At 51.0% G+C, this 26,064-nt stretch carries 23 protein-coding genes; 11 read left to right on the forward strand and 12 right to left on the reverse strand.

Annotation, left to right across the window (positions count from 1 at the left end):
- Nucleotides 1-38 precede the first annotated feature (38 nt).
- The 3 genes from EX31_RS24690 to manX form a co-directional block, all read right to left on the reverse strand.
- A complete protein-coding gene (locus EX31_RS24690; RefSeq protein WP_013576192.1) occupies nt 39-881 on the reverse strand; it encodes a PTS mannose transporter subunit IID in 843 nt (280 codons plus the stop codon).
- A gap of 11 nt (nt 882-892) precedes the next feature.
- On the reverse strand, nt 893-1,690 hold the full coding sequence (locus tag EX31_RS24695) for a PTS mannose/fructose/sorbose transporter subunit IIC (RefSeq protein WP_013576191.1): 798 nt from the start codon (nt 1,688-1,690) through the stop codon (nt 893-895).
- Nucleotides 1,691-1,780: 90 nt separating this feature from the next.
- A complete protein-coding gene (gene manX, locus EX31_RS24700) occupies nt 1,781-2,743 on the reverse strand; it encodes a PTS mannose transporter subunit IIAB (protein ID WP_037037407.1) in 963 nt (320 codons plus the stop codon).
- Nucleotides 2,744-3,334: 591 nt separating this feature from the next.
- Here manX and EX31_RS24705 point away from each other — a divergent pair.
- Nucleotides 3,335-4,894, forward strand: coding sequence for a TerC family protein (locus tag EX31_RS24705; RefSeq protein WP_037037410.1), 1,560 nt, complete (start codon nt 3,335-3,337; stop codon nt 4,892-4,894).
- Between the two features lie 76 nt (nt 4,895-4,970).
- On the opposite strand, the gene EX31_RS24710 is transcribed toward EX31_RS24705, so the two are convergent.
- From EX31_RS24710 to pabB, 4 genes are all read right to left on the reverse strand, one after another.
- Nucleotides 4,971-6,563: an EAL domain-containing protein gene (locus tag EX31_RS24710; protein WP_037037413.1), complete on the reverse strand. Its 1,593-nt coding sequence runs from the start codon at nt 6,561-6,563 to the stop codon at nt 4,971-4,973.
- Between the two features lie 443 nt (nt 6,564-7,006).
- The gene (locus EX31_RS24715) at nt 7,007-8,371 is read right to left on the reverse strand and encodes an L-serine ammonia-lyase (protein WP_037037417.1); all 1,365 of its coding nucleotides are present in this window, start codon (nt 8,369-8,371) and stop codon (nt 7,007-7,009) included.
- A 207-nt stretch (nt 8,372-8,578) separates the two neighbouring features.
- On the reverse strand, nt 8,579-9,181 hold the full coding sequence (locus EX31_RS24720) for a CoA pyrophosphatase (protein WP_013576186.1): 603 nt from the start codon (nt 9,179-9,181) through the stop codon (nt 8,579-8,581).
- Nucleotides 9,178-10,554, reverse strand: coding sequence for an aminodeoxychorismate synthase component 1 (gene pabB, locus EX31_RS24725; protein WP_037037421.1), 1,377 nt, complete (start codon nt 10,552-10,554; stop codon nt 9,178-9,180). Before pabB ends, EX31_RS24720 begins: the two co-directional genes overlap by 4 nt.
- A 161-nt stretch (nt 10,555-10,715) precedes the next feature.
- Here pabB and EX31_RS24730 point away from each other — a divergent pair, with 161 nt between their 5' ends.
- Nucleotides 10,716-10,898 (forward strand): YoaH family protein, encoded by a 183-nt coding sequence (locus EX31_RS24730; RefSeq protein WP_013576184.1) that lies wholly within the window; start codon nt 10,716-10,718, stop codon nt 10,896-10,898.
- A gap of 90 nt (nt 10,899-10,988) precedes the next feature.
- Here EX31_RS24730 and purT read toward each other — a convergent pair whose 3' ends face one another.
- A complete protein-coding gene (gene purT, locus EX31_RS24735) occupies nt 10,989-12,167 on the reverse strand; it encodes a formate-dependent phosphoribosylglycinamide formyltransferase (protein ID WP_037037422.1) in 1,179 nt (392 codons plus the stop codon).
- Nucleotides 12,168-12,417: 250 nt separating this feature from the next.
- Here purT and dbpA point away from each other — a divergent pair, with 250 nt between their 5' ends.
- From dbpA to pip, 4 genes are all read left to right on the forward strand, one after another.
- Nucleotides 12,418-13,800: an ATP-dependent RNA helicase DbpA gene (gene dbpA / locus EX31_RS24740; RefSeq protein WP_013576182.1), complete on the forward strand. Its 1,383-nt coding sequence runs from the start codon at nt 12,418-12,420 to the stop codon at nt 13,798-13,800.
- Nucleotides 13,801-13,961: 161 nt separating this feature from the next.
- Nucleotides 13,962-14,327 carry a protein YebF gene (gene yebF / locus EX31_RS24745; RefSeq protein WP_013576181.1) on the forward strand — a complete coding sequence of 122 codons (366 nt, stop codon included), beginning with the start codon at nt 13,962-13,964 and terminating at the stop codon, nt 14,325-14,327.
- A gap of 131 nt (nt 14,328-14,458) precedes the next feature.
- Nucleotides 14,459-16,498 (forward strand): S9 family peptidase, encoded by a 2,040-nt coding sequence (locus EX31_RS24750; RefSeq protein ID WP_037037425.1) that lies wholly within the window; start codon nt 14,459-14,461, stop codon nt 16,496-16,498.
- A gap of 495 nt (nt 16,499-16,993) precedes the next feature.
- Entirely contained in the window at nt 16,994-17,950 is a 957-nt protein-coding gene (gene pip, locus EX31_RS24755) for a prolyl aminopeptidase (RefSeq protein ID WP_037037427.1), read from the forward strand.
- Nucleotides 17,951-17,969: 19 nt separating this feature from the next.
- On the opposite strand, the gene EX31_RS24760 is transcribed toward pip, so the two are convergent.
- Nucleotides 17,970-18,200 carry a DNA polymerase III subunit theta gene (locus tag EX31_RS24760; protein WP_013576177.1) on the reverse strand — a complete coding sequence of 77 codons (231 nt, stop codon included), beginning with the start codon at nt 18,198-18,200 and terminating at the stop codon, nt 17,970-17,972.
- 406 nt (nt 18,201-18,606) lie between these two features.
- Here EX31_RS24760 and ftnA point away from each other — a divergent pair, with 406 nt between their 5' ends.
- The 4 genes from ftnA (at nt 18,607) to EX31_RS24780 (ending at nt 20,913) form a co-directional block, all read left to right on the forward strand.
- On the forward strand, nt 18,607-19,113 hold the full coding sequence (gene ftnA, locus EX31_RS24765) for a non-heme ferritin (protein ID WP_013576176.1): 507 nt from the start codon (nt 18,607-18,609) through the stop codon (nt 19,111-19,113).
- A 138-nt stretch (nt 19,114-19,251) separates the two neighbouring features.
- Nucleotides 19,252-19,638: a copper homeostasis periplasmic binding protein CopC gene (gene copC, locus EX31_RS24770; RefSeq protein WP_369794827.1), complete on the forward strand. Its 387-nt coding sequence runs from the start codon at nt 19,252-19,254 to the stop codon at nt 19,636-19,638.
- 3 nt (nt 19,639-19,641) lie between these two features.
- On the forward strand, nt 19,642-20,526 hold the full coding sequence (gene copD / locus EX31_RS24775) for a copper homeostasis membrane protein CopD (protein ID WP_037037430.1): 885 nt from the start codon (nt 19,642-19,644) through the stop codon (nt 20,524-20,526).
- Nucleotides 20,527-20,577: 51 nt separating this feature from the next.
- Nucleotides 20,578-20,913, forward strand: a complete 336-nt coding sequence (locus EX31_RS24780) for a YebY family protein (RefSeq protein ID WP_013576173.1) — start codon at nt 20,578-20,580, stop codon at nt 20,911-20,913.
- A 355-nt stretch (nt 20,914-21,268) separates the two neighbouring features.
- Here the strand turns inward: EX31_RS24780 and EX31_RS25690 are convergent, their stop codons facing one another.
- Nucleotides 21,269-21,421: a tyrosine-type recombinase/integrase gene (locus EX31_RS25690; protein WP_072012305.1), complete on the reverse strand. Its 153-nt coding sequence runs from the start codon at nt 21,419-21,421 to the stop codon at nt 21,269-21,271.
- Nucleotides 21,422-22,086: 665 nt separating this feature from the next.
- Here EX31_RS25690 and EX31_RS24790 point away from each other — a divergent pair.
- Nucleotides 22,087-22,998, forward strand: a complete 912-nt coding sequence (locus EX31_RS24790) for a cation diffusion facilitator family transporter (RefSeq protein ID WP_037037432.1) — start codon at nt 22,087-22,089, stop codon at nt 22,996-22,998.
- A 200-nt stretch (nt 22,999-23,198) separates the two neighbouring features.
- Here EX31_RS24790 and EX31_RS24795 read toward each other — a convergent pair whose 3' ends face one another.
- Nucleotides 23,199-23,987, reverse strand: coding sequence for a hypothetical protein (locus tag EX31_RS24795; protein WP_037037435.1), 789 nt, complete (start codon nt 23,985-23,987; stop codon nt 23,199-23,201).
- Nucleotides 23,988-24,045: 58 nt separating this feature from the next.
- Entirely contained in the window at nt 24,046-26,025 is a 1,980-nt protein-coding gene (locus EX31_RS24800; RefSeq protein WP_037037438.1) for an alkyl/aryl-sulfatase, read from the reverse strand.
- Between the last annotated feature and the right edge of the window lie 39 nt (nt 26,026-26,064).

Consider the following 26,064-nt stretch of genomic DNA (forward strand, 5'->3'; position numbering starts at 1 on the left):
AAAAAGCCGGGGAAAGATTTCCCCGGCTTTGAAGGTTATCAGAGACCTAGCAGGCCAATCCAGTAACCGAAGATACCGATGGCGAAGAAGCCAACGATGATCCACAACGCATTCACTTTCTTCCGCAATAGCCACATACAACCGAAGGTCAGCAGTAATGGCACCAGACCCGGCATCAGCTGGTCCAGAATAGTCTGGACAGTCGTGACGGTGGTATGGCCCGTCTGGTCGGTGATTTTCGACACGACTAGCGGAATGTTAACGTGTGTCCACTTGTTAACCAGGGCCCCCATGACAAAGAGGCCGAGAATTGACGCCCCCTCGGTCAGTTTTTGCAGGAAGCCGCCGCCCATATCGTTAACGATATCGACACCTTTTTTGTAGCCATAAGACACGCCGTAGTAGCGGGTCAGCAGGCGTACGAGGTTAAACAGAACAAAGAACAGCAACGGACCCAGCAAGCTGCCGGTCATCGCAATACCCGCACCCAATGCAGCAAACACCGGACGCACAGTACCCCAGAAGATCGGGTCACCCACACCGGCCAGAGGCCCCATCAGACCGACTTTCAGGCCGTTGATGGCTGCGTCGTCGATAGGTGCGCCATTGGCACGCTGTTCTTCCATCGCCAGCGTCACACCCAGAACCGGAGCCGCAACGTAAGGATGGGTATTAAAGAATTCCAGGTGGCGTTTGATAGCCGCTTTGCGATCGTCGTTATTTTCAGGGTAGAGACGACGGATTGCAGGCACCATACAGAAGCAGAAGCCCAGAGCCTGCATACGTTCGAAGTTCCATGACCCCTGGAAAAGGTTGGAGCGTATAAACACACCGCGAATATCGCTGGCCGTGAGTTTTTTAACTGCAGTTTGATCAACCATGTCCTTCACCCTTAATCCAATTCGTTGTCGAGATCGTTAACACCCGGTGCAGCCGCCGCTTGCGCAGACTTGTTGTATTTCGGGCTCAACTGGATGTAAAGAACAGCCATCACCACACCAATCACACCCAGTGCAACCAGGTTGAAGTTGGTGAATGCAGCAGTAACGAAACCGAGGTAGAAGAACGGCATCAGATAGCCAGCACGCATCATGTTGATGACCATGGCGTAACCCACGACGACGATCATACCACCGGCGATGTTCAGACCGTTGGTAACCACTTCAGGGATTGAAGCCAGTAAGTCATGAACAATAGCAGTACCCACAGACACAGCAACAATCACAGCAGGGATGGCAATACGCATTGCCTGCAGGATCAACGCTGAAACGTGGATCCAGCTAATCGCGCTCAGATTCCCTTTTTCAGCCGCTTTATCCGCTGCGTGCTGGAAGGCGACGGTGATGGTACGAACGATGATGGTTAATACCTGACCTGCTGCTGCCAGCGGGATCGCCAGTGCGATACCAGCACCGACAGACTGACCGCCTGCGATAACCAGAATGGTAGAAATGATAGAGGCGAGGGCAGCATCCGGCGCAACGGCAGCACCGATGTTCATCCAGCCAAGCGCGATCATTTCCAGAGTACCCCCGATGATGATCCCGGTTTTTACATCACCAAGAACAAAACCGATCAAAGTACAGGCGACTAACGGACGGTGAAACTGAAATTCATCCAGGATCGAACCCATCCCGGCAATACATGCGACAATAAATATCAGCACAATTTGTAGTGTGGTGATCTCCATTGCACTTCTCCTATGACCAAAGGACGCTGAGTATAAACAGGCACACCAGACAGATAACGTTGAGGGAATCTGCCAACAACGGTGCGCTTATTAATTCATTTTATTAATGAGATCCATCATCTTGAGGCGTGAGTCAGTAGAGACTTTACGCACTTCAAGTTCGATACCTTTTTCATTCAGTTTCCTGAATGCTTCGATATCTTTTTCATCGACAGACACGGCGTTATTCACCTGAGTTTTGCCCTGGCGGAAAGCCATACCACCGATATTAACGGAGGTAATGGTCACGCCACCTTCAACCAGACGCAGAACATCTGTCGGGTTAGTGAACAGGAACATGACGCGATCGCCCGCGTATTTTGGGTTATCCCAGACACGAATGGCTTTCGCAACGTCAACAACGTGTGCGGTAACACCAGGAGGAGCAACCTGAGTCAGCAACGTTTTACGCACGGTATCGGCAGCCACTTCGTCGCTGACAACAATAATGCGTGTCACGTTGGTTTCTTTGGTCCAGCGGGTCGCTACCTGGCCATGGATCAAACGGTCATCGATTCGGGCAAGGCCGATCTTCATATGGTCGTTCGGACCGGCAGGTTTCGCCGGGGCGGCTGCTTTTGGCGCAGGGGCGGCGGCAGGGGCTTGAGCGGCAGGTTCAGGGGTTTTCAGCGCTTTTACGCCGATACGACCCGTCTCCACTGCAATGGCAACCAGTTCTGCGAAAGCAGGATTGTCATCACGTGCCATGAAAGTCTCTGCCAGCATCGGGATGTTAACACCGGTGACAACTTCGTAATTTTCCTTATCGACAACAATACGGCTGGCGGCATTGAACGGGCTGCCACCCCAGGTGTCGACCAGGAAAAGGACGCCGCTGCTGGTGTCTAAACCACCCAACTTAGCCGTGTACTTTTCGATCAGGGTTTCGGCGTTTTCGCCGGGAACGAAATCAATAAAGGCGACATTATCCTGTTCACCTAAAATCATTTCCGCTGTTTTCAGCAATTGCTCAGCTGCTGACCCGTGCGTGCCGATGATAATAGCAATACTCACTCGCTACCTCCTCTGTTAACTCTGGGAAAGAGTTATGCACATAAGTAATGGTGCTGATGATATCCGCCCGTTTTTATTCCTGAGGCGGACGGGGCATTCCGTGCGTCCTGACTGTCCTTAATTTCTGATAAGACTGCAAAACTATAAATGGCAGAACCTCAACGGGTTGTGCGACGTGATTTATTTTAGTGTGCGAAAAAATAATTTTTGTGACGACTGTCCGTTATTGAACGACGTATTGTGAATACGGTTTCACATCGCACATTAAAACAGCATAGATGTTACAAACTGATGCTGAAGGTAAAAGATCACTCTTTCTTCAAATAATCATTCCTGATAAAGTGATTTTCCGAATAATTGAACAGGAGTACCGGGCCTCAGCCCTCCCTATGGACTGTCACCGACGTCACTATTCTTCGCTTTTTCACCTCATTCTTACCGGCAAATCTGCCCCGATGGGCCTGATTTCAGCCGCACTGAAACCGCTTTCATCTGCTATTTCTGCAGTCAATACTTCCGGACGGTCATCTGACAGCCTGGGGTGTGGTGTTTTTGTGCGTCTTTTTTCTTTAACTCATTGCGGAGTCTGACATGGAATTTTTGATGGACCCTTCAATTTGGGTCGGTTTGCTGACGCTTGTCGTGCTTGAAATTGTTCTGGGTATCGACAACCTTGTTTTTATTGCCATTCTTGCTGATAAACTGCCGCCGAAGCAGCGTGATAAAGCCCGTATCATCGGCCTCTCGCTGGCGCTGATCATGCGTTTAGGTTTGCTTTCACTGATTTCGTGGATGGTGAAACTAACCACGCCGCTGTTCAGTATTGCGCAGTTCAGTTTCTCCGGCCGTGATCTGATTTTGTTAGTCGGGGGGATATTCCTGCTATTCAAAGCCACCACCGAGCTGCATGAGCGGCTGGAAGGGCATGACGAGCATGGAGCAACGAATCGCGGCTATGCCAGCTTCTGGGCTGTAGTGGCGCAGATTGTTGTGCTGGACGCGGTCTTCTCGCTGGACGCGGTGATAACCGCCGTCGGTATGGTGAATAACCTGGCCGTCATGATGACTGCAGTGATTATCGCCATGGGCGTGATGCTGCTGGCATCGAAATCGCTGACCCGTTTCGTAAACAACCATCCGACCGTCGTGGTGCTATGCCTCAGCTTCCTGCTAATGATTGGTCTGAGTCTGATTGCTGAAGGCTTCGGTTTCCACATTCCGAAAGGTTACCTGTACGCCGCGATTGGTTTCTCTATCCTGATTGAATTGTTCAACCAGATTGCGCGCCGCAACTTCCTGAAAAGCCAGTCCAGCCGTCCGATGCGTGAACGTACAGCGGAAGCTATTCAGCGACTGATGGGCGGGAAACGCCAGAATGAGCATGAAGATGAGCCCGCCGGCGATGTATTGCCAGCCGGTGAAACCTTTGCGGAAGAAGAACGTCACATGATCACCGGCGTGCTGACGCTGGCGTCACGCTCCCTGCGCAGCATCATGACGCCACGCACCGAGATTTCCTGGGTAGACTGTGAAAAGTCACCGGACGAAATCCGCAGTCAGCTTCTCGATACGCCGCACAGCCTGTTCCCGATTTGCCGTTATTCACTGGATGATGTTATCGGTGTGGTGCGTGCCAAAGATCTGCTGGTGGCGCTGGAAAACGGTGAAAGCATTGTCGCGTTCGCGGAAAAAACGCCGCCGATTGTGGTGCCGGAAACCATGGACGTCATCAACTTGTTAGCCGTTCTGCGTAAAGCCAAAGGTCGTCTGGTGATGGTCAGCAATGAGTTTGGTGTGATTCAGGGGCTGGTGACGCCGCTGGATGTGCTGGAGGCCATCGCGGGTGAATTCCCGGACGAAGATGAAACGCCGGACGTCGTGACTGACGGTGATAGCTGGATTGCTAAAGGCGGAACCGATTTGCATCTGTTGCAGCAAATTCTGGACGTCAAAACGCTGGTGAATGCCGACGACGATTTTGCTTCTCTTGCCGGGCTGCTGCTGTCGAAATCAGGACAAATGCCGGTCGTGGGTGAAGTGATCGAAATGGCGTCGCTGCACTTTGAAATTCTTGACGTGTCGGAATACCGTATCGAACGCGTGCGTATTACGCGGCTGAAATCAGAAGACAAATGGGATGAAGACCAGTAACGGGGCTTTATTTCGGGATGTAAAACGGCGACTCAGGTCGCCGTTTTTTATGGTCGGGGAAAACGGGCTCCCACCTTCAGACCGGATCTGTATTATCCTGCAATTCCATGTTTTGCGTAGTTTTTTTATAACGTTCCAGCCAGATCGGGAATACTTCTATAGGCATCGGGCGGGCAAAGTAATAGCCCTGCAATGAATCGACCCTGCGTTCGCGCAGATAATCTACCTGCTCACGGGTTTCCACCCCTTCAGCAATCAGCTTTAGATTGAGACGCTGCGCCAGTGTGATGATGGTATCCGTGACGGTGGCGTTAATCGCATCGGTGCCAATGGAGGCCGTAAACGCCTGATCGATTTTCAGCACATCGGGATTAAGGGTTTTGAGATAGCTCAGGGAACTGTGACCCGTCCCGAAATCATCAATGGCCAGCAGAATACCCATTTCTTTCAACTGTGAAATCTCAGCAGCACGTAACTCCTGTAACCGCGTCCGTTCCGTCAGCTCCAGCATGAGAGAAACTGACGGCTGCGCCGGAAGCCACAGCTTTCGGATGTCATCAACAATTTCCATATTATTAAAGTGTTGTGCTGCAACATTAATACTGACGTAAAAACCCGGCGTTGCCGGAAATACGGACAGATTTTCAGCGACTGTCTGAATGAGATAGCGTGTCAGCGCAATGATTAAACCGTGCTGTTCTGCCAGAGGAATAAACACATCGGGCGAAACCCATTCCTGCCGGCGGTTTTTCCAGCGCATCAGTGTTTCCACGCCAATACAACGGCCATCCGTACTGTTAATAATGGGCTGACAATAAACTTTAAACTCGCGGTGGGAAATGCCGTGGCTGATTGGATAAGCCAGACTGATGCGACTGCCGGAGAACAGATATATGGCTGTTGCTGTCAGCAGGCTGATCAGAACCGACAACGGCAGATGTGAAAACAGCTCCTCCCAGGCCAGTGTGCTGGCTTCTTCACCATAAATAGAGACCGCAAAATCATATTTTTCCGATCGGGCGCTCAGCAAAGGGGGGCGCGGCAGGGCACTGGTGTTGATGATTGAATTTTTGCCGTATTCGAGATTTTGTTGTCCGACGTTGAGAACGATGTGGCTGGCATAAGGCGGCTGGGGCTCGAGCAGGAAATTCGACAAGATCCCGATGTTATAGACAAACAGTTCACCGTTAAGATTATCCGGTGTGGTCGGATGCCATAAAACCAGCGTCGGTGTATCGACACGGCTCCATTTCGAAGCGCGCAGCTCAAGTTGGGTTTTACCCTGTGCGAAGGAAGGCAAGGTTTGATTGAAATTCAGATCCAGCGTGCCCACCAGGCTTGAACAAACAATGGTGCCGTTGCTGACGAGACTGATTGAACGTAATGTTTGCATGCGGGCGACGGTTTGCTGCAACAGAGGTTGCTGTGCCTTACAGGCGAGTGTCTGGTCGAAAGGAATAATTTTGCCGGCCGGAGAAGCGGGTTCAAGCAATTTTTCCAGTTTTTCAACGGTGTGAACAGCCACCCGTTTTTGATCTTCGGCGATAACCTGGGCTTGTTCGTAGATACGAATGCCCAGCGTCAGAAGCAGCGTACATATCCCCATTGCACTGGCGAGCGCAATGCGATAGTAGCGATACTTCGCGAGTCCGGTCTGGGAGAACAGCATCGTTCTAATCCTTTTATCCCGAGTTAAAGGCAGGCTCAAAATTATTATTTTAAAGGGTTACCGATGCGTAACAGCCATTTCGTTTTTATAGAGAGTAGCTGTAAATCGTCGGGCGCTCAGTTTGAGTAGCGGCAAACTCCCTATATTTCTCTGTTCAAATCGAAAAAAAACATACAGGTGACAGTGTCACTGAGGTTTTTCCTGTCCATTTCCGACATTTACGCAGACGTAATAAGGGGGACCCGGACAGGGAAATCAGCATGCCGCACCTGCAGGGTATAATGCAAGTCTCACTACCATTATGTATTGATAATACAACAGGTTGCTGTTAGCGAAGGTTTTATTGCTGCCGGCTACCGGCCAGGTGGTATTTCCTGCGGTAAATTGGTTGAAATTAATACAACCTGAAAATACCGCAGGAAGAGGTCATCTTTTCGACCGGATCAGTCGCACTGAACCTTAATCGCCAGACCGCCACGCGAGGTTTCCCGATATTTGGAATTCATATCTTTACCGGTTTCGTACATTGTCTCAATGACTTTATCCAGTGAAACTCTCGGCTCACTGGTACGGCGTAATGCCATACGGGCGGCATTAATGGCTTTCACTGACGCGATGGCATTACGTTCGATGCACGGTACCTGAACTTGTCCGGCAACAGGGTCACAGGTTAATCCCAGATTGTGTTCCATGCCAATTTCGGCCGCAACGCATACCTGTTCCGGGCTGCCGCCCAGCAATTCCGTCAAGCCTGCCGCCGCCATTGAACAGGCTACGCCAACTTCACCCTGACAGCCCACTTCAGCGCCTGAAATCGACGCATTCATTTTATACAGAATACCGATAGCACCGGAACTCAGGAAATAACGCAGATAAATGTCCGGGCTGACCGACTGAATGAACTGGTCATAATACGCCAGCACCGCAGGCACAATGCCGCATGCGCCGTTGGTGGGCGCCGTCACGACACGTCCGCCCGCCGCATTTTCTTCGTTAACCGCGAGGGCAAACATATTCACCCAGTCGATCACGTTCATCGGGTCACTGGAAAGTTTGTCGTTAGACACAAGCATCCGGCGCAGGGCAGAAGCACGACGCGGCACCCGCAACGGGCCAGGCAGAACGCCTTCGGTATTCAGGCCGCGATCGATACAGGCCTGCATGGTGTGCCAGATCTTCTCGAAATACTGCTCGATGTCCTGCTTACTGTGTTGCGCCAGCTCGTTTTTCATCACCAGACCGGATAATGACAGCCCGGTTTCCTTACATTTTGCCAGCATTTCACTGGCCGAATTAAAGCTGTACGGCACCATCACTTCATCCAGCACAGGCTGACCGAAATGCTCGTCATCAACGATAAAGCCGCCGCCGACCGAGTAATAGGTTTTGCTGTAAATCATCTTGTCGCCAGCAAAAGCGTGAATTTGCATGGCGTTTTCGTGACGCGGTAAATTCTCCCCGCGGAACACCATACCGGTATCACGTGGGAAATCGACTTCATGCTGGGTTCCGCCCAGCGGCAGACGCTCACGTTGCTCAACGTCGCGGATAAAATGCGGAATGCCGTCGATGTCGACGGTATCTGGCTGATTGCCCGCCAGACCTAAAATAATGGCGATATCTGTGTGGTGGCCTTTACCTGTCAGAGACAAAGAACCAAAAACGTCCACGGCGACACGCGTAACGGCAGGCATCATGCCCTTTTCCAGCAGGTCATCAGCGAACTGTTTGCCTGCTTTCATCGGGCCCAAAGTATGGGAACTGGAAGGGCCAATCCCGACCTTGAACATGTCGAAAACGCTAATCACGTCGAATACTCCTGTAATAGATTGCGGCAGGGAACGGGATCCCTGGCTTCCATAAATGAACCAACACCAGAGACAGCCCTTATGGACGGGTCTCTTGTTCTTATGGATAGACTTATAGTTTAAAAGGGCTGAGAGGCAAAAGTTTCATTTTTCGCATGAAATAAACTTATTTGATGCAAAAGTGTGATCGTAATGTAATCACTGAGCTCAGACTTCAACCTGCCGGGCCAACTGACGGATGATTCCCGCCGTCAGCCCCCAGACAAATTGTTGCTGATACCAGGACAGATAAACCCGGTGGTGAGTGCCTCTGCGGTGAATATCCAGAGGGTGATAACGAGCGAGATCAAAGGCTTCCCGCAGCGGCATTTCAAACAACTCGGCGACTTCATCTTCCGCGGGATGCAGTGGTACATCAACAGGCAACAGCCCGATAACCGGCGTGACCTGAAAACCGCTGCTGCTGTCCTGCGGCGACAGTGTGCCTAATATATGAACCTGTTCAGGGGGGATCGCGACCTCTTCATGCGCTTCGCGTAATGCGGTGGCAATAATTGAGGCATCGGAAGCATCTGCTGCACCACCGGGAAAGGCGACCTGGCCGGCGTGTTTACGCAACTGATCGGAGCGGCGCGTCAGTAAAAGGGTCGGTTCCGGACGGCAGATAATCGGGATCAACACAGCGGCGTGGCGGGTTCCGCGCAACGCCGCAGCAGGCAGGCGCGGCTGCTGCAATTGAAAACGCAGGATGAAATCTTCCACAGCAGGTGAAAACGTCTGTAAGGGCGCGTGTTGTTCCAGCAGCGTCACGGCTGTATTTCTCCTAATTCAGGCAGAATACGGGCAATCTTATCAAAAGTTTCCTGATATTCCGCCTGTTCCTGACTGTCAGCGACGATCCCGCCACCCGCCCAGCAGTAAATTTTGCCCTGTGCGGTGAGCAATGTGCGGATGGTGATATTGCTGTCCATCGTGCCGCAGCAACTCAGATATGCAATGCTGCCGCAATAGCCGTTGCGCCGTTGCGGTTCAAGTTCTTCGATAATTTCCATGGCACGCACTTTGGGCGCACCGGTAATGGAGCCACCGGGGAAACAGGCACGCAATAAGGCGCTGGCGTGACAGGTTTCGGGTAACCGGGCGGTGATCGTGCTGACCAGATGATGGACGGCGGGGAAGGGCTCCACAACGAACAGCTCCGGCACCCGCACACTGCCGGGTGTCGCCACGCGGCCAATATCGTTGCGCAGCAAGTCGACTATCATCAGGTTCTCGGCGCGATCCTTTTCCGATGCCGCCAGTCGTTCTGCCTGCTGCATATCCTCAGTCGGATCTTCGCAGCGCGGCAGCGTTCCCTTAATCGGGCGGGTCTGGATTTCAGCGTCTTTCAGCCAGATGAAACGCTCGGGAGAAAGACAGACAACGGCATTTTCCGGCAGACGCAGAAACGCGGAGAAAGGGGCGCGGTTAGCCTGATTGAGGCGCAGGAAAGCCTGCCATTCATCGCCGCTGTATTCTGTCGAAAACCGCTGAGCCAGATTGATCTGATAGCAATCACCACTGTGAATATATTCCTGAATCTTACGGAATTTCTCACCGTATTCTTCGCGGCTCATATTTGCCCGCCACGGCGCATGTAAACGGAAAGGCGCAGGAGAAGGAACAGGTTGGTACTGGGCCAGCCAGCGTAAACGTTCAGAAATGTCACCCTGGCAAATCAGCGTCAGGCGCTGTAAATGGTGATCGGCAATCAGCGCCCAGTCATAAATCCCTGCCGCCATATCCGGCAGGTCAATATCCCGTTCTGCAGTTTCAGGCAATGTTTCTATCCTGCGCCCCAGGTCATAACCGAACAAACCCAGTGCGCCGCCCAGAAAAGGAAAATCCGCTGAACTTTCTGCCTGTAAACCGGCCACTGCCATTTGCTCTTCCAGTAAAGCAAACGGATCTTCTGCCCGGGTTTCGGCCATGCCGTTGTGCTCAATCTGCGTTAGCTTGCCACGTGTGGTCAGCGTGATCAGCGGATCGGCCACCAGAATATCGAAACGATTATGCTGGTGCTGTGCCGAACCTGAATGCAGTAACATCGCCCACGGCAAAGCAGAAAGCGGCGCGAACCGTTCAGTTATTGCATCGGGCTGATAAGGTAATGAATGGAAAACAACGGGTTGGGCGAATGGCATGACGGGTATGAGTTTCTCTGGCGCAGTGACTATTTTTCAGGATCCTAACACAGATCGGGCTGCCTGAAAGCAGCGCAGGCGATTTGCGTGAATAAGGCGTATACTGTGCAACCCCGCACTGCGCGGGCTTTTTATTATCACCCGTACAACAGGACACTCCCATGCTGACAGGTATGCCTTCATTATCACATCACGAACAAGAACAGGCCGCCGATCGTATCCGCCAGTTAATGGAAAACGGCATGAGCAGCGGCGAAGCCATTGCGACAGTTGCAGAAGAAATCCGCGAAACGCATAAAGGCGACCGTGTGACCGTCATTTTTGATGACGAAGACGACGAATAAAACGTTGCTCCGCAGTTTCCCTTTGCTGCAAAGAAAAACCGGACTCTTTTCAGGCGTCCGGTTTTTTTTCATCTCAGCGTCAGGAATGGATTAGCCTTTAACCACCACTGCCGCCGCTGCCTGTTTGGCCTGTTCCACGGCGTCTTCAACGTTGTCCGCCGTCGCCAGCGCTACGCCAAGACGGCGCTTACCACTGATTTCCGGCTTACCGAACAGACGGATCTGGTTGTAACCGGTCAGTGCGTTTCCCAGGCCGGTAAACGTCACGTTGCTGCTGGTCAGTTCCGGCAGGATTACGGCAGAAGCGGAAGGGCCGAACTGGCGGATATTGCCCACCGGCAGACCGAGGAATGCGCGCACATGCAGGGCGAACTCTGATAAATCCTGAGAAATCAGCGTCACCATCCCGGTGTCGTGCGGGCGAGGTGACACTTCGCTGAAGATCACTTCATCACCACAAACAAACAGTTCAACGCCAAACAGGCCTTTACCGCCCAACGCTTTCACCACTTTCTCTGCGATGTCTTTGGCGCGCTGCAATGCAAGGTCTGTCATCTGCTGTGGCTGCCAGGATTCGCGGTAATCACCGTCTTCCTGACGGTGTCCGATTGGCGCACAGAAATGAATGCCATCAACGGCGCTGATCGTCAGCAGGGTAATTTCAAAATCAAACTTCACCAGACCTTCGAGGATGACCCGTCCGCCGCCAGCACGGCCACCTTGTTGGGCATAATCCCATGCCGCCTGTAACTGATCGGCACTGCGGATCAGGCTCTGACCTTTACCGGAAGAGCTCATCACCGGTTTGATAATGCACGGATAGCCGATGGCGTCGATCGCCTCACGGAAAGCCGCTTCATCATCGGCAAACTGATAAGTGGAAGTGGGCAGCTTCAGCGTTTCGGCAGCCAGACGACGGATGCCTTCGCGGTTCATGGTCAGGCGTGTCGCTTCAGCACAAGGCACGACGTTGTGACCCTGTTTTTCCAGCTCGACCAGCATGCTGGTGGCAATCGCTTCGATTTCCGGCACGATAAAATCAGGGTGTTCGCTTTCGATAACCTGTTTCAGTGCATCGCCATCCAGCATATTAATGACATGGCTGCGATGGGCGACCTGCATCGCGGGTGCATCGGCGTAGCGATCAACGGCGATCACTTCCAGACCCAGTCGCTGGCATTCAATCGCCACTTCTTTGCCCAGTTCGCCGGAGCCTAATAACATGACGCGGGTGGCGCCAGTGCGCAGTGCAGTACCAATGGTTAACATAGCTTCGTACCCAGATCTGTGTGAAGGAAAATAGGAATTTCGGCGCGCAGTATATCTGAAATTATTGTCGACGAAAACGATTGCGCAGTGCTGTTGATAAATTTAAGCGGGAATAAAAGCAGGATTTTTTTAGCCTGTTTTCTGCCGTTTAAGGCAGTCTGCGGGCGTCTCTGTTATCATTTACCCAAACCATGGCGTCAGGCTTCCTGCCGCTGTCCCGATTTTTGCCTCACATAAAGAGTTATCGCCCTTGAGCACGCATTCCTTTTCTGCCCTGACATTACCCGTTGAGCAACTTTCTAACCTGAATGAACTGGGTTACACCGAAATGACCCCGATTCAGGAAGCGTCGTTGCCTGCCATCCTGCTGGGTCAGGACGTCCGCGCCAAAGCCAAAACCGGCAGCGGTAAAACAGCCGCTTTCGGTATCGGTTTACTGAACAGCATTACCGTTTCACAGTTCGTCGCTCAGGCGCTGGTATTGTGTCCGACCCGCGAACTGGCCGATCAGGTCAGCAAAGAATTACGCCGTCTGGCGCGTTTTACCCAAAACATCAAAATTCTGACTCTGTGCGGTGGCCAGGCAATCGGGCCACAGCTTGAATCGCTGGTCCATCCGCCGCACATTGTGGTGGGTACGCCGGGCCGTATTCAGGAGCATTTGCGTAAAGGCACGCTGAAACTGGACGAACTGAAAGTACTGGTGCTGGATGAAGCGGACCGCATGCTGGATATGGGCTTTAGCGAAGATATCGAAGATGTCGTCAGTTATACGCCGCAGGATCGCCAGACGCTGCTGTTCTCCGCGACGTATCCGGACGGCATTGAGCGCATCAGTTCTAAATTTCAGCGTCAGCCGCTGAAGGTAGAAATCGAAGGTGAAGATGACATTGCTGATATCAGGCAGATTTTCATCGAAGCCGACAAACATCAGCGCTTATCGCTGCTGGCCGCAGTGCTGTATCAGTATCAGCCGACTTCCTGTGTGGTGTTCTGTAACACCAAACGTGACTGTCAGGATGTTTGTGATGACCTGAAGGCGAAAGGCATCAGTGCGCTGGCGCTGAACGGCGACCTCGAGCAGCGTGACCGCGACCGCGTACTGGTGCGTTTCTCCAACGGCAGTTGCCGCGTACTGGTGGCGACAGATGTGGCGGCGCGCGGGCTGGACATTAAACAGCTCGGCCTGGTCATTAATTACGAGCTGTCTTTCGACCCGGAAGTTCACGTTCACCGCGTGGGCCGTACCGGTCGTGCGGGCACCAGTGGTCTGGCCGTCAGTCTCGTGACACCGCAGGAAATGCCGCGTGTAACGGCGCTGGAAGATTACACCCGCCAGCGGTTTACCTGGCAGCCCGCAGCGCAGGCACTGGCCGCCGCCCCGGTGGCGCTTGATCCTGAAATGGCAACGTTATGCATCGATGGCGGCCGTAAAGCCAAAATCCGTCCCGGCGATATTCTGGGCGCGCTGACCGGTGACGCCGGGCTGACCGCAGCTGAAGTCGGTAAAATCGATATGTTCCCGGTTCATGCTTATGTGGCGATTCGTCAGAAGAGCGCTAAGAAAGCGCTGCAACGTTTGCAGGAAGGGAAAATTAAAGGCAAGAATTGCAAAGCCATTATCTTGCGTTAACCGGGTTTCTTATCGCTTTGCATTGGTCGTCTTGTTGTTAATGTTGTGTTATTGCCTTGTTGAGGATTATATTATCTAACGCAAGCGATGACCTTGTCTTATGTAGGGATATTGTCCGGCAAGGTCAACTGAATGAACGACAAAGACTGGGAAGACGAACGATGAAAAAGATAATCTTGGGCGTTGTGATGGCCGTTGCAGGAATGAGCGGTCTGAGCCAGGTTGCACAGGCCGATGAGCCTGAAGTGAGAACGGCAACGGTAACACCCTGTTCCACGGCCACAAAAGATGAAGTGGCAGCACTGGTTAAACGTGATTTCCTGCAAAACCGTATTCCGCGCTGGGATGCAGATAAAAAAGTGCTCGGCACTTCCACGCCGGTCGCGTGGGTGGTGACTGACAGCATCAGCGGCAATAACGCCAGATGGAATATCCCGCTAAAAGTGCGCGGTGATCACACTGATAAAACCTATCAGGTGACCCTCAACTGCCAGATCGGCGAAATCAGCTACAGCACGCCGGTATAGCCTTTCTGCACTTCCGGTTGCGTCCGTTATTTCTTAGCGGACGCATTATTTCCCTGCATTGACGTCTCTTGGTTTCCCTGCCTAAACCTGTCACTCTTGTCACACCGCAAAGAGGACAAAGAGATCCCGAGATGATGACACCTCCAAAGGCTGAAAAACGCCCGCAAACCCTGAGCGTACACGGCGATGACCGCGTCGATAACTATTACTGGCTGCGTGATGATGACCGCGCCGATCCTCAGGTTCTGGCGTATCTGACCGCTGAAAACCAATATACCGAACAGGCCATGCAACCGCATCAGGCGCTGCGTGAAACCCTGTATGGCGAAATGGTTGCGCGTATTGCGCAACAGGATCATTCCGTTCCCTACGTGAAACATGGCTACCGTTATCAGACCCGCTATGAACCGGGCAACGAATACGCCATTTATCTGCGTCAGCCCGCAGCGGAACATGAAAACTGGAGCACGCTGATTGATGGCAATGAACGTGCCAGAGACAGCGAATTTTACACGCTGGGCGGTCTGGATATCAGCCCTGATAACAAACTGATGGCCGTGGCGGAAGACTTTCTTTCGCGCCGTCAGTACGACATCCGCATCAAAAAACTTGATGACGAAACCTGGACTGACGATCAGCTGAAAAACACCTCCGGCAGCAGCGAATGGGCGAACGATTCTCAGACACTGTATTACGTGCGCAAACACAAGAAAACGTTGCTGCCGTATCAGGTTTATCGCCACGTGGTCGGCACTGATCCTAAGACCGACAAGCTGGTGTATGAAGAGAAAGACGACACGTTTTACGTCGGGCTGGATAAAACCACGTCTGAAAAATACATTCTGATCCACCTCGACAGCACCACGACTTCCGAGATCCTGCTGCTGGATGCCGATGATCCGCAGGCAAAACCGCAGGTGTTTCTCTCACGCCGTAAAGATCATGAATACGCTCTCGATCATTACCTCGGGCATTTCTACATCCGCTCCAATAAAGATGGCAAAAACTTCGGACTTTATAAGAGTGAAGATGGCGTGGAAGCAAACTGGCAGACGCTGATTGCGCCGCGTATTGAAGTGATGCTTGAAGGCTTCAGCCTGTTCCGTGACTGGCTGGTGGTGGAAGAACGTCATCAGGGGCTGACGCAATTGCGTCAGATCCACTGGAAAACCGGCGAGGAAAAATCGCTGGCGTTTGACGATCCGACCTATACCACCTGGCTGGCGTACAACCCGGAGCCGGACACCTCATTGCTGCGTTATGGTTATTCTTCCATGACCATGCCGAGCTCGTTGTTTGAACTCGATCTGGATACGCATGACCGTACGCTGCTCAAGCAGCAGGAAGTGAAAGATTTTGATGCGGCAAATTACCGCAGCGAACGTGTCTGGGTCACGGCACGTGACGGCGTGAAAGTGCCGGTGTCGCTGGTGTATCGCCGCGAACTGTTTAAGCCGAATGAAAATCCGTTACTGGTTTACGGTTACGGTTCCTATGGCAGCAGTATGGATCCGGCGTTCAGTGGCAGCCGTCTGAGTTTACTCGACAGAGGATTTGTTTTCGTACTGGCGCACATCCGCGGTGGCGCTGAGTTGGGCCAGCAATGGTATGACGATGGCAAACTGTTCAACAAACTCAACACTTTTCATGACTTCATTGATGTGACCAAAGAACTGGTTGCTGAAGGCTACGGTGACGCCGGGCAGGTTTACGCCATGGGCGGCAGTGCAGGCGGTTTGCTGATGGGCGCGATTATTAATCAGGCGCCAGAATTGTATCGCGGCATTGTGGCACAGGTGCCGTTCGTTGACGTGGTGACCACCATGCTTGATGAATCCATTCCACTGACCACCGGTGAATATGACGAGTGGGGCAACCCGAACGACAAAGCGTATTATGACTATATGCTGCAATACAGCCCATATGATCAGGTTCGCGCGCAGGCATATCCGCATATGCTGGTCACCACCGGACTGCATGATTCGCAGGTGCAATACTGGGAGCCGGCAAAATGGGTGGCGAAATTACGCGAGCTTAAAACCGATGATAACCAGTTGCTGATGCATACCGATATGGATTCCGGGCACGGCGGTAAATCCGGACGCTTCAAAGCCTACGAAGATATCGCGCTGGAATATGCCTTTGTGCTGGCGCTGGCAGCGAAGCACTAAATATCACACCTTTCCCCTAAATAATTCGGGTTGCAGCCAACGCCACTGCAGCGCGAAGTAGGACGGGGAGAATAAAAAAACCCGCTCTCGGCGGGTTTATTCTACGAAGTCCATTGTCAGGCAGAAGCTTTCTTGGCTTTTTTCTCAGCCTTTTTTTCGGCCGGGGTTTTCAGTGGTTTTTTCTTCGCATTCTTTTTGCTATCCATTCCTTTACTCATATTTGCCTCTCTTAAAGCTGGTGGATTGGGTTGCTCTGCTATTTACTGCTTAATTCGCTCCGGTTGCAAGTGTCTTCGCAGGTTTTTCTTCACTCTTTGCACGGCCGCTTTAAGGCGGGCCGGGCGTGCCTGAAAGTGAAATTGCGCGATAAGTATGCGAACGGCATGCAAAATAACGATTTTTGCTTATAACACCTTGTGGCGGGCTAGCCGATGCGCTGTTATGAAGATGTAAGCACATCAATCAATACACTGGCCGAATAGAACAGGAAATGTCATGCCAAAATTTAAAGGGTTATATCCGCCACGGGAAGCCTATGCCAGCGGCATGCTTGATACCGGCGATGGTCACCAAATTTACTGGGAACGCAGCGGAAACCCGGCAGGCAAGCCAGCAGTATTTCTCCACGGCGGACCCGGCGGCGGCTGCTCATCGGTACACCGTCAGTTGTTTGATCCCAATGATTATGACGTCATGCTGTTTGACCAGCGTGGCTGCGGACGCTCAAAACCTCACGCCAGTCTCGAAAACAATACAACCTGGCATCTGGTCGAGGATATCGAGCGTTTGCGCAAAATGGCCGGTGTCGACAAATGGCTGGTGTTCGGCGGCTCGTGGGGTTCAACACTGGCGCTGGCGTATGCCGAGACGCATCCTGAACATGTCAGCGAGATGGTGCTGCGCGGAATCTTCACGCTGCGTAAGCAGGAACTGTCCTGGTATTATCAGGACGGCGCTTCCCGCTTCTTCCCGGAAAAGTGGCAACGTATTTTGTCGATTCTGTCGGATGAAGAGCGTAAAGACGTGATTGCTTCTTACCGGGCCCGTCTGACTTCCGGCGATCGCGCTGTGCAGCTTGAGGCTGCTAAAATCTGGAGCCTGTGGGAAGGGGAGACCGTGACATTGTTGCCTGCGGAAGGTTCGGCATCCTTTGGTGAGGACAATTTTGCGCTGGCATTTGCCCGTATAGAAAACCACTATTTTACACATCTGGGTTTTCTGGAAAGTGACGACCAGTTGTTGAAAAATGTCACACGTATTCGCCACATTCCGGCCGTCATTGTGCATGGCCGTTATGATATGGCCTGCCAGGTGCAAAATGCCTGGGATCTGGCGCAGGCATGGCCGGAAGTGGAGTTGCACATCATTGAAGGGGCAGGGCATTCGTTCGACGAGCCTGGCATCCTCGATCAACTGATCCGCACCAACCAGCGTTTCGCCGCCCGGCGCTAACGTTGCCTGCTACTCCCGTTTACTTTTGCTTCGGCTCATAAGGTAAGCGGGAGAACTTATGTGATTCCCCGCGATAGAACATCACCCGCTCACGAAAATAGGTGCGCAGATGCGCAGGCTGCTCGCGTTCCGCCATCTCAGCGACAACCGGCATGTTGTAGCGTTCTTTAAAGGCCACCGCTGAGGCCGCAAGATCGACATTGATACGATCCATTTCTTCTTTGCTGATTTCAGCCAGATTGATGCTCATAACTGCTTCCCGATGATCCGTTTTACCACATTGTACCCGAGGCAGGCGCCAGCGTGAATGTTGCGATTTGGCTTTTATGTTCCTGTGCCCGGCAAAGAATGCGGATAATTATCAGGAGTAAATAAGAACCATTCACAAATCAGAAGTGATAATTATATTCAACAAGGCGACGTTAATTAATATCGTAAATAAGAATGATTCCTTTTAATAGGGAATTACATGTTAATGATTATCATTGTTGAATATTTATTGGTTTATAAAATGATTTAAAATCAATATGTTAAAATTAATTGTTATTGCTGCGCATATTAATGTGAATGAGGTGTATTTATTTTGTGTTGATGCGGGCATAATGCAGATAAATAAATCAGCCCACCTGACTTAATTCAATTTATGGAGCCGTATCGTGCTTAAAAAAGAAATGATTGATCAGCTTAATGAACAGCTGAACCTCGAGTTTTATTCTGCCAATTTATATTTGCAGATGAGTGCATGGTGCAGCGACAAAGGCTACGAAGGTGCCGCCGCTTTCCTTAAACAGCATTCAATGGAAGAAATGGACCACATGCATCGCCTGTTCAAATACGTCAGCGATACGGGTGCTCTGCCTTTGCTGGGCGCAATTGCCGCTCCGCCGGTGGCTTTTGAATCCCTGACTGATCTGTTCAAACAGACTTACGAGCATGAACAGCTGATCACCCAGAAAATCAACGAACTGGCTGATCTGTCTATGACGCTGAAAGATTACTCTTCCTTCAACTTCCTGCAGTGGTACGTTTCTGAACAGCATGAAGAAGAGACGTTGTTCAAATCAGTCCTTGATAAACTGGCGCTGGTCAGCAACACCGGTAACGGCCTGTTCTTCGTGGATAAAGATCTCAAAAATATGGTGACGCAAACTCCGGCAGGCTAATTTCCCGCCAGAGGTGTTCACAAAAACGCAGAGTGCTTCCGCCTCTGCGTTTTTTTATGCCTTTTTGGCAAACGTTTTGTGGCGGTTTGCGCTAAAGTGACGGCGTTATAAATTCATCGTTAAGCAAGCCAAGGAATTATCGTGTTCAAAAAAACCACTTCTCTTTGCCGTGCCCTGGCAGTCTCAGCCGTTCTGCTGAGCGGATTTATCTCACAGCAGGCTTCTGCTCACGCCCATCTGAAAACAGAAACCCCGGCGGCGGATTCGGTGTTAACCGTCAGCCCGACTGAACTGTCTCTCGGCTTCAGTGAAGGGATCGAGCCTGATTTCAGTAAAATTACCCTGACGGACGCCAGCCAGAAAACAGTGAAAACCGGCAAAATGACGCTGGCAGCGAATGACAATACTCAGGCCGTTCTGCCACTTTCCGATGCGTTGAGCGCGGGGAAATACATTGTTTCGTGGAACGTTGTCTCCGTTGATGGTCACAAAACGCACGGTCAGTACAGTTTTACCGTTAAATAAACGATGAGTCTGACTGCACTGTTTGTTCTGTGCCGCTTCATGCATTTTGCTTCGCTGATGCAAATCTTCGGTCTGAGCGTTTTCTGCTCGCTGCTGACGCCTGCAGGTTTCTCGGCCGTGTTGTTGCGCAAAAACCAGACCCTGATGATTTGCTCCGCCCTGGTTGCGGCGGTCACTTCGGTCGGTATGCTGGCGATTCAGGCTGCGCTGATGGGCAACGGCTGGAGTGATGCGCTGAATCTGAATGTCTGGCTGCTGGTTTTAACCACTGCATTTGGTGAAGTCTGGCGCTGGCATTTATTACTGACGGCCGCGCTGTTGCTGGTGCTTTTGATGGACTGGCTGCCTGCGCGGAATATGCTGGTCTTCCTGTGCTCATGCGGTTTACTGATGAGTCAGGCGTTGGTCGGCCATGCTGCGATGCATGAAGGTCTGCCCGGGCTGGTACAGCGGACGAATCATGTGGTGCACCTGCTCAGCGCGGCCTACTGGTTCGGGTGTTTGCTGCCATTGCTGATCTGTATGGGGTATACCCGACAGCCTTCAGCAAGACCTTATGCTATTGCCACGCTTATCCGTTTTTCGCTCTGGGGACATGCCGCCGTCGCGCTGGTGATCCTCACCGGTATCATCAACACGGCCATTATTTTACAGCGCTGGCCAACGGATATGACGTCGCTTTACCAGTGTCTGCTGGTGGTCAAAGTGATCATGGTAGGAATGATGGTGGCTGTCGCTGTGTTTAACCGCTACCGGCTGGTGCCCTTAATGGGTAAAGAGCCAGACAGGGCACAACACTATTTTATCATGATGACCTGGCTCGAATGGGGGCTGGCGCTGGGTGTGTTACTGCTGGTGAGTGTGTTTGCCACACTGGCACCGCGCTGAACGGGTTATCTGAATAAGTACCAGGAAATTTAATATCACCGAGGAAAAATTATGAGGAAAACACTGCTAGCTTGTGTGCTGCTGACCTTATCTGCCAGCAGCTTTGCGGCACCCCAGTTGGAAACGATCAGCCGTCTGCAATACGGCAAAGCCTGGGCCTTTACCCGTGAAGAAGTCATGCTGCAATGCCGCCCCGGTAATGCGCTGTATGTGATTAACGACAGCACGCTGGCGCAATATCCTCTCAATGACGTGGCGAAAGAGCAGGTAAAAAACCATCAGGTTCAGGCTGTGCCACTGGAGAAAATCTGGCTGGACGATCCGCAGAACCCAGGGCAAAAAATGAGTCTGGCCCCTTTTATTGCCAAAGCTCAGTCGCTTTGCTGAACAGCCGTGCCGACGATAACTGACTGATGTAAATCCCATGTTTTGCGTATGTTGTCACACAATGAAAATAATACATCATTGCTATTATCACTATGTTTCAAACTGGGTGGAAAATAGTCATCTGTCGTCTACTCTTTAAGTTGTACGGCTTAACCGCCTGCATTAATGCCAACTTTTAGCGCACGGCTCTCTCCCAAGAGCCATTTCCCTAGACCGAATATAGGAATCGTATTCGGTCTTTTTTTTACTATTTGATTTATAAAGATAATTTCAGCATCTCCCTAAATCCTAAATCCTAAATCCTAAATCCTAAATCCTAAATCCTAAATCCTAAATCCTAAATCCTAAATCCTGTCTATATCTCCGTCCACTCGGTACCGCGGCTATCAGGATAAACGTTCGTCATTTTCATCGATTTATGCCCCAATAGTTTCTGAGCAAATTCCGCGCCGTATTCACGCTCGTAAAGCCGGGAAGCAAGACTGCGGGCTTTCGCTCCGTGATACACCGTTTTTTTACCGCGCGCCAGAATGCTTGGGTAATGCTATCCGCTCGAAGCGTGCCGGGCTGCCATCTGGTTTTTCTGCTGGCAGAACTGAGAATGAACTCAGTATTATTATTCTGCAAACTAAAATTATATATAGGGGATCTGCTGAGTAACAAGAAGAGAATAAATCATAATAATAGTTATCATTCCTATTTCATGGGTATCAGTATCATGAAGTGAGCTAATGTCTGCTGAAATTTTCAGAATTAAGGTTATGCTAATAATTCTTTTGTATGATTCAGACTATGGGTAAATATGCTAAGAGCTCATTAATGAAATTGCGAGTCTGGAGTCTGTTACCCCATGAATATGCTACTTTTTTTCGTATTCTTCACACCATGATGGCATTTTTAATACTGTCGGAAATTATTAACGCTAATCTGACAGAGACCGAAGTAATTGCTGAACATAGTCTTGAAGGGGTTATAACCTGGATGCACATTACTTCAGGATTTGGGCTTATTATATGTGGTTTTCTAATTTCACTGAGGTCTATTTTTATGCACATGGTGCGATGGGAGTTTTGCATCTTTTAATTGAAGCATATAAAAATGGTACACCTGACTTAAGTGATTAATTTTTGATGTGGCAATAATTTAGTTTGCCGTCCATTACAGGGTGAAATAATGAGTAAAAACAAAGCATTGACGCCATCCCTTACGCGCTACGCCTGGCTGTCCATTGCCACTGCGATTGCCACCATCGGACTAAAAGGTGTGGCGTGGAAAATGACCGGTTCGGTCGGTCTGCTGTCTGATGCCATCGAATCCGTGGTCAACCTCGCGGGAGCCCTGACGGCGCTCTGGATGCTGACCCTGGCTGCACTTCCGGCCGACGATAAGCACGCATATGGACACGGTAAAGCCGAATATTTTTCGAGCGCTTTTGAGGGGTTCTTGATCCTATTGGCGGCAGCCAGTATTGCCTATACCGCCGTTGATCGTATGTTGGCCCCACAGCCACTCGACGCGGTTGGTGTCGGACTACTGGTTTCTGTGGTTGCATCCGTTCTTAATTTTGTGACGGCACGAATATTGTTAAGGGCTGGCAAGCAGCACAATTCGATCACGCTTGAGGCAGATGCTCACCACCTGCTGACCGATGTCTGGACGTCGGTCGGGGTCATTTTGGGCGTCGGACTGGTCTATCTGACCGGCTGGTTATGGGTCGATCCGGTTATTGCATTGCTGGTCGCGGCCAACATCGTGTGGACCGGTTATCAGCTCATGAGCCGTTCAGCTGCGGGTCTGATGGACGTCTCGCTACCCGTTGAAGAACTCGAAAAAATCGAGTCGCTGCTGGCGGGATACCGTGAGCAGGGGCTCGATTTCCATGCGCTGCGCACACGCCAGGCGGGCGGGCGCGCGTTTATGACACTGCACATCCTCGTTCCTGGGCTATGGACTGTTCAACATGGGCACGACTGGGCTGAGCGTATAGAGAATGATATCCGCACAGCACTGCCTTTTATCCATATCACCACTCACGTAGAACCCTTGGAAGATCCGGCGTCAATGAACGACCAGGCGCTCGACTGACGCGCTTCCTATTCATTAAACTTATTGATTTTAATAAATTGAATGAGTGTTTGGTTGTTTTTTTGATCATTCTTTAAATCAATAACCTACCTTTAAAACAACCCATTAAACCCCTTCCCGTTACCATAATAAGAAAGGGGAACGTTGCACCCGCGTAAGCATGGCAGCCATTCCCCTTATGTTTCAGCGAACGGAGTAAACTAGAGAAACTGCAGGTTCAGCCCGGCAAAAATCTGCCATCTGGGCTGACCAGGTCCGTGATCTGCTACTGAGCCTTGTGGTTCGATAAAGAAGTTGTAGACGGTTTTTTCCTGCCTGATGACCTGCCCAATCCCAAGCCCCATGGGGACGCTATAACTGTCATTCTGGAAGTTATAAACCCATATAGGTGCTGCGCGAAGATAAGTCCCGCCCCCTAACTGGTAAAAGAGAAATGGCTGGAATGTCCCGAGATGAACATCGTTGCGATCGTCTTTTCCGGCGAAACTGTGCTGCCATGACGCAAGGTAGCCGTATTGAAATTTTGGTGAACTCGCATCAAATAACACGTTGACCAAGCCCGCTGACCATTTCTCTGTGCCCAATGAATCATCGCTTGCTGTAGGGGCAGTGATTTGCGGTCCAAAGCCAAAGCTGACAGCAGGATTGCCGGTATCAATCAACCATGACGCGAAAAGATTAAGATCACCTGTGCCGGTTTTATGGCCGCCAGAGGGAGGTGAAGGGTATGTGTTTACAGGTAAAGAGCCGCGCAGTAGCCAGTGACTTTCACCCAGCGAAAATGGCTGGGCATAACGGAACCAGAACTGGTTGGCATCTTTATCGGTTCCGCTGACGTCGCCGATATAATAATTCTGCATATTGAATGCAGTCATATTGGCCAGCGGGTTATTCGCCTGCGCAGCGTCCGGCGTATGTTCTTCGGCCGCCAGGACATAACCCGAAACGAGGGGGAAAAGTAAGGGTAAGAGTGTGAATATCCGACGCATAAGATCACCTGAATTGAATTCCCCTGCAGCTTTGGTAGAAACACCGCAGGGGTTTTATTTATGGCGTGACGATATTGAACCAGAACTCAAATTTATCCATATAACCCAGCATTTCATCCAGCTTCGCACCGTTGCCGGTCACCTTCACATCGCCTTTATCTTCAGCTTGTTTCAGTGTGACTTCCTTGAGGATAATTTTGTTGAGGGTGTCACGGTTCAGGACAATAGTGGCATCGGCGTCTTTCGCTTCTGCATCGGCTGTATGATTGAGCACACCGTTTTCCAGTTCCAGCTTGTACTTGCCGCCGTCACTGCCCAGATCAACGTTAAACACCGCTTTCGCATTCGCCGCTTTCTCACCATTGATATGCACACCCAGATAGTCAAAGAACATTTCAGGCGACATGGCTTTTACCGTATCCGGGCTTGCCGTATTCGGCGTTGGCAGTTTCTGCACGCCATTACGTAATTCCTGCGCGCCAGTGAGATAGAAATTACGCCATGGTCCCGATTCGGCCTGATAGCCCAGTTGTTCCAGTGCATCAGCTTCGAGGTTACGCGCAGCCTCATTTTTCGGGTCAGCAAAGACAACTTTACTCACCACCTGTGCTACCCACCGGTAATTCCCTTGATCGTAATCTTCTTTGGCCTTTTTCAGGATGTTATCGGCCCCCCCCATATAATCGACAAACTTTTTCGCCGCCTCCTCAGGTGGCAGTTCATCTAATGTTGCCGGGTTGCCGTCAAACCAGCCGAGATAAAGCACATAGGTCGCTTTTACATCGTGGCTGACAGAACCGTAATAACCACGGCTTGCCCAGGTTTTAGCCAGACCGTCCGGGAGTTTAAAGTTTGCGGCTATTTCATCACGTGTCAGGCCGGTATTTGCCAGGCGCAACGTCTGATCATTGATATAGCGATACATATCGCGCTGACTTTTCATCAGGCTGACAACGTTATCTTTACCCCACGTCGGCCAGTGGTGCTGTGCCATGATGATTTCTGCTTTATCACCCCAGCGGTTAATGGCATCGTTAATGTATTTTGACCAGGCGAGGGGGTCGCGAATTTTTGCGCCACGTAACGAGTATGTGTTGTGCAGGGTATGAGTAACATCTTCTGCTGCTTCGATGAGTTTTTTCTCTTCGATATACCACAGCATTTCAGACGGTGCTTCAGAGCCTGGCGCCATCATGAAATCGTAAGTCAGGCCATCAATCGTCTCTTTCTGTCCTGTCTTGGTGATGTAGTTGGTTGGAGCAATTAACGTTACTGTTCCCGCAGATGTCGTGGTGCCCAGACCCGCACCCACCTGGCCTTTCGCATCTGGTTTCAGCAGGTTACCGTACATGTAACTGGCTCGGCGGCTCATGACATTGCCTGCCATGATATTCTCGGAGACCGCTTCATCCATAAATCCGGCAGGCGCATAAATTTTTACCTTACCGGATTTCACATCAGCTTCGTCGACGACACCACGGACGCCGCCATAATGATCAACATGGCTATGGGTATAAATCACCGCGACGACAGGCTTTTGCCCGCGATTTTTATAGTACAAATCCATACCCACTTTCGCGGTTTCTGCCGATACCAGCGGGTCAACCACCGTAATCCCTTCTTTACCCTCGATAATTGTCATGTTTGAAAGATCAATATTGCGGATCTGATAAACCCCGTCGGTAACTTCAAAGAGACCACTGATATTAATTAATTGTGACTGTCGCCAAAGACTTGGGTTGACGCTTTCAGGAGCCTTATCGCCTTCTTTGATGAAGGCATATTTCTGAGGATCCCAGACAATATTCCCCTGGGTACCTTTGATCACCTCTGCAGGTATTGCAGCAATGAATCCTTTATGTGCGTTGGTAAAGTCGGTGTTGTCGGAGAAAGGAAGCTGATTATAAAGTGCGTCATTGGCCTGTTTGGTCGCCGCCGTAGCATCCTTTGGCGCTTCCTGGGCAAATAGCGGTGTGAGGCTGGTTGATGAAAGTAACCCTGCCAGAGCAAGGCTTTTGACTATCAATTTAAGCTTCATTGCTTATCCTTAAAAATAATCCCCCCACCAGGTGGGCAT

It is taken from the genome of Rahnella sp. WP5, from assembly GCF_000745615.1.
Classification (GTDB): domain Bacteria; phylum Pseudomonadota; class Gammaproteobacteria; order Enterobacterales; family Enterobacteriaceae; genus Rahnella; species Rahnella aceris.

Bases quoted from the DNA above. Each gene is read 5' to 3' on its own strand.
- EX31_RS24690 (WP_013576192.1), bottom strand. From the start codon at position 881: ATGGTTGATCAAACTGCAGTTAAAAAACTCACGGCCAGCGATATTCGC.
- EX31_RS24695 (WP_013576191.1), bottom strand. From the start codon at position 1,690: ATGGAGATCACCACACTACAAATTGTGCTGATATTTATTGTCGCATGT.
- EX31_RS24705 (WP_037037410.1), top strand. From the start codon at position 3,335: ATGGAATTTTTGATGGACCCTTCAATTTGGGTCGGTTTGCTGACGCTT.
- EX31_RS24710 (WP_037037413.1), bottom strand. From the start codon at position 6,563: ATGCTGTTCTCCCAGACCGGACTCGCGAAGTATCGCTACTATCGCATT.
- pabB (WP_037037421.1), bottom strand. From the start codon at position 10,554: ATGCCATTCGCCCAACCCGTTGTTTTCCATTCATTACCTTATCAGCCC.
- EX31_RS24730 (WP_013576184.1), top strand. From the start codon at position 10,716: ATGCTGACAGGTATGCCTTCATTATCACATCACGAACAAGAACAGGCC.
- purT (WP_037037422.1), bottom strand. From the start codon at position 12,167: ATGTTAACCATTGGTACTGCACTGCGCACTGGCGCCACCCGCGTCATG.
- yebF (WP_013576181.1), top strand. From the start codon at position 13,962: ATGAAAAAGATAATCTTGGGCGTTGTGATGGCCGTTGCAGGAATGAGC.
- EX31_RS24750 (WP_037037425.1), top strand. From the start codon at position 14,459: ATGATGACACCTCCAAAGGCTGAAAAACGCCCGCAAACCCTGAGCGTA.
- pip (WP_037037427.1), top strand. From the start codon at position 16,994: ATGCCAAAATTTAAAGGGTTATATCCGCCACGGGAAGCCTATGCCAGC.
- EX31_RS24760 (WP_013576177.1), bottom strand. From the start codon at position 18,200: ATGAGCATCAATCTGGCTGAAATCAGCAAAGAAGAAATGGATCGTATC.
- copD (WP_037037430.1), top strand. From the start codon at position 19,642: ATGAGTCTGACTGCACTGTTTGTTCTGTGCCGCTTCATGCATTTTGCT.
- EX31_RS24780 (WP_013576173.1), top strand. From the start codon at position 20,578: ATGAGGAAAACACTGCTAGCTTGTGTGCTGCTGACCTTATCTGCCAGC.
- EX31_RS24790 (WP_037037432.1), top strand. From the start codon at position 22,087: ATGAGTAAAAACAAAGCATTGACGCCATCCCTTACGCGCTACGCCTGG.
- EX31_RS24795 (WP_037037435.1), bottom strand. From the start codon at position 23,987: ATGCGTCGGATATTCACACTCTTACCCTTACTTTTCCCCCTCGTTTCG.
- EX31_RS24800 (WP_037037438.1), bottom strand. From the start codon at position 26,025: ATGAAGCTTAAATTGATAGTCAAAAGCCTTGCTCTGGCAGGGTTACTT.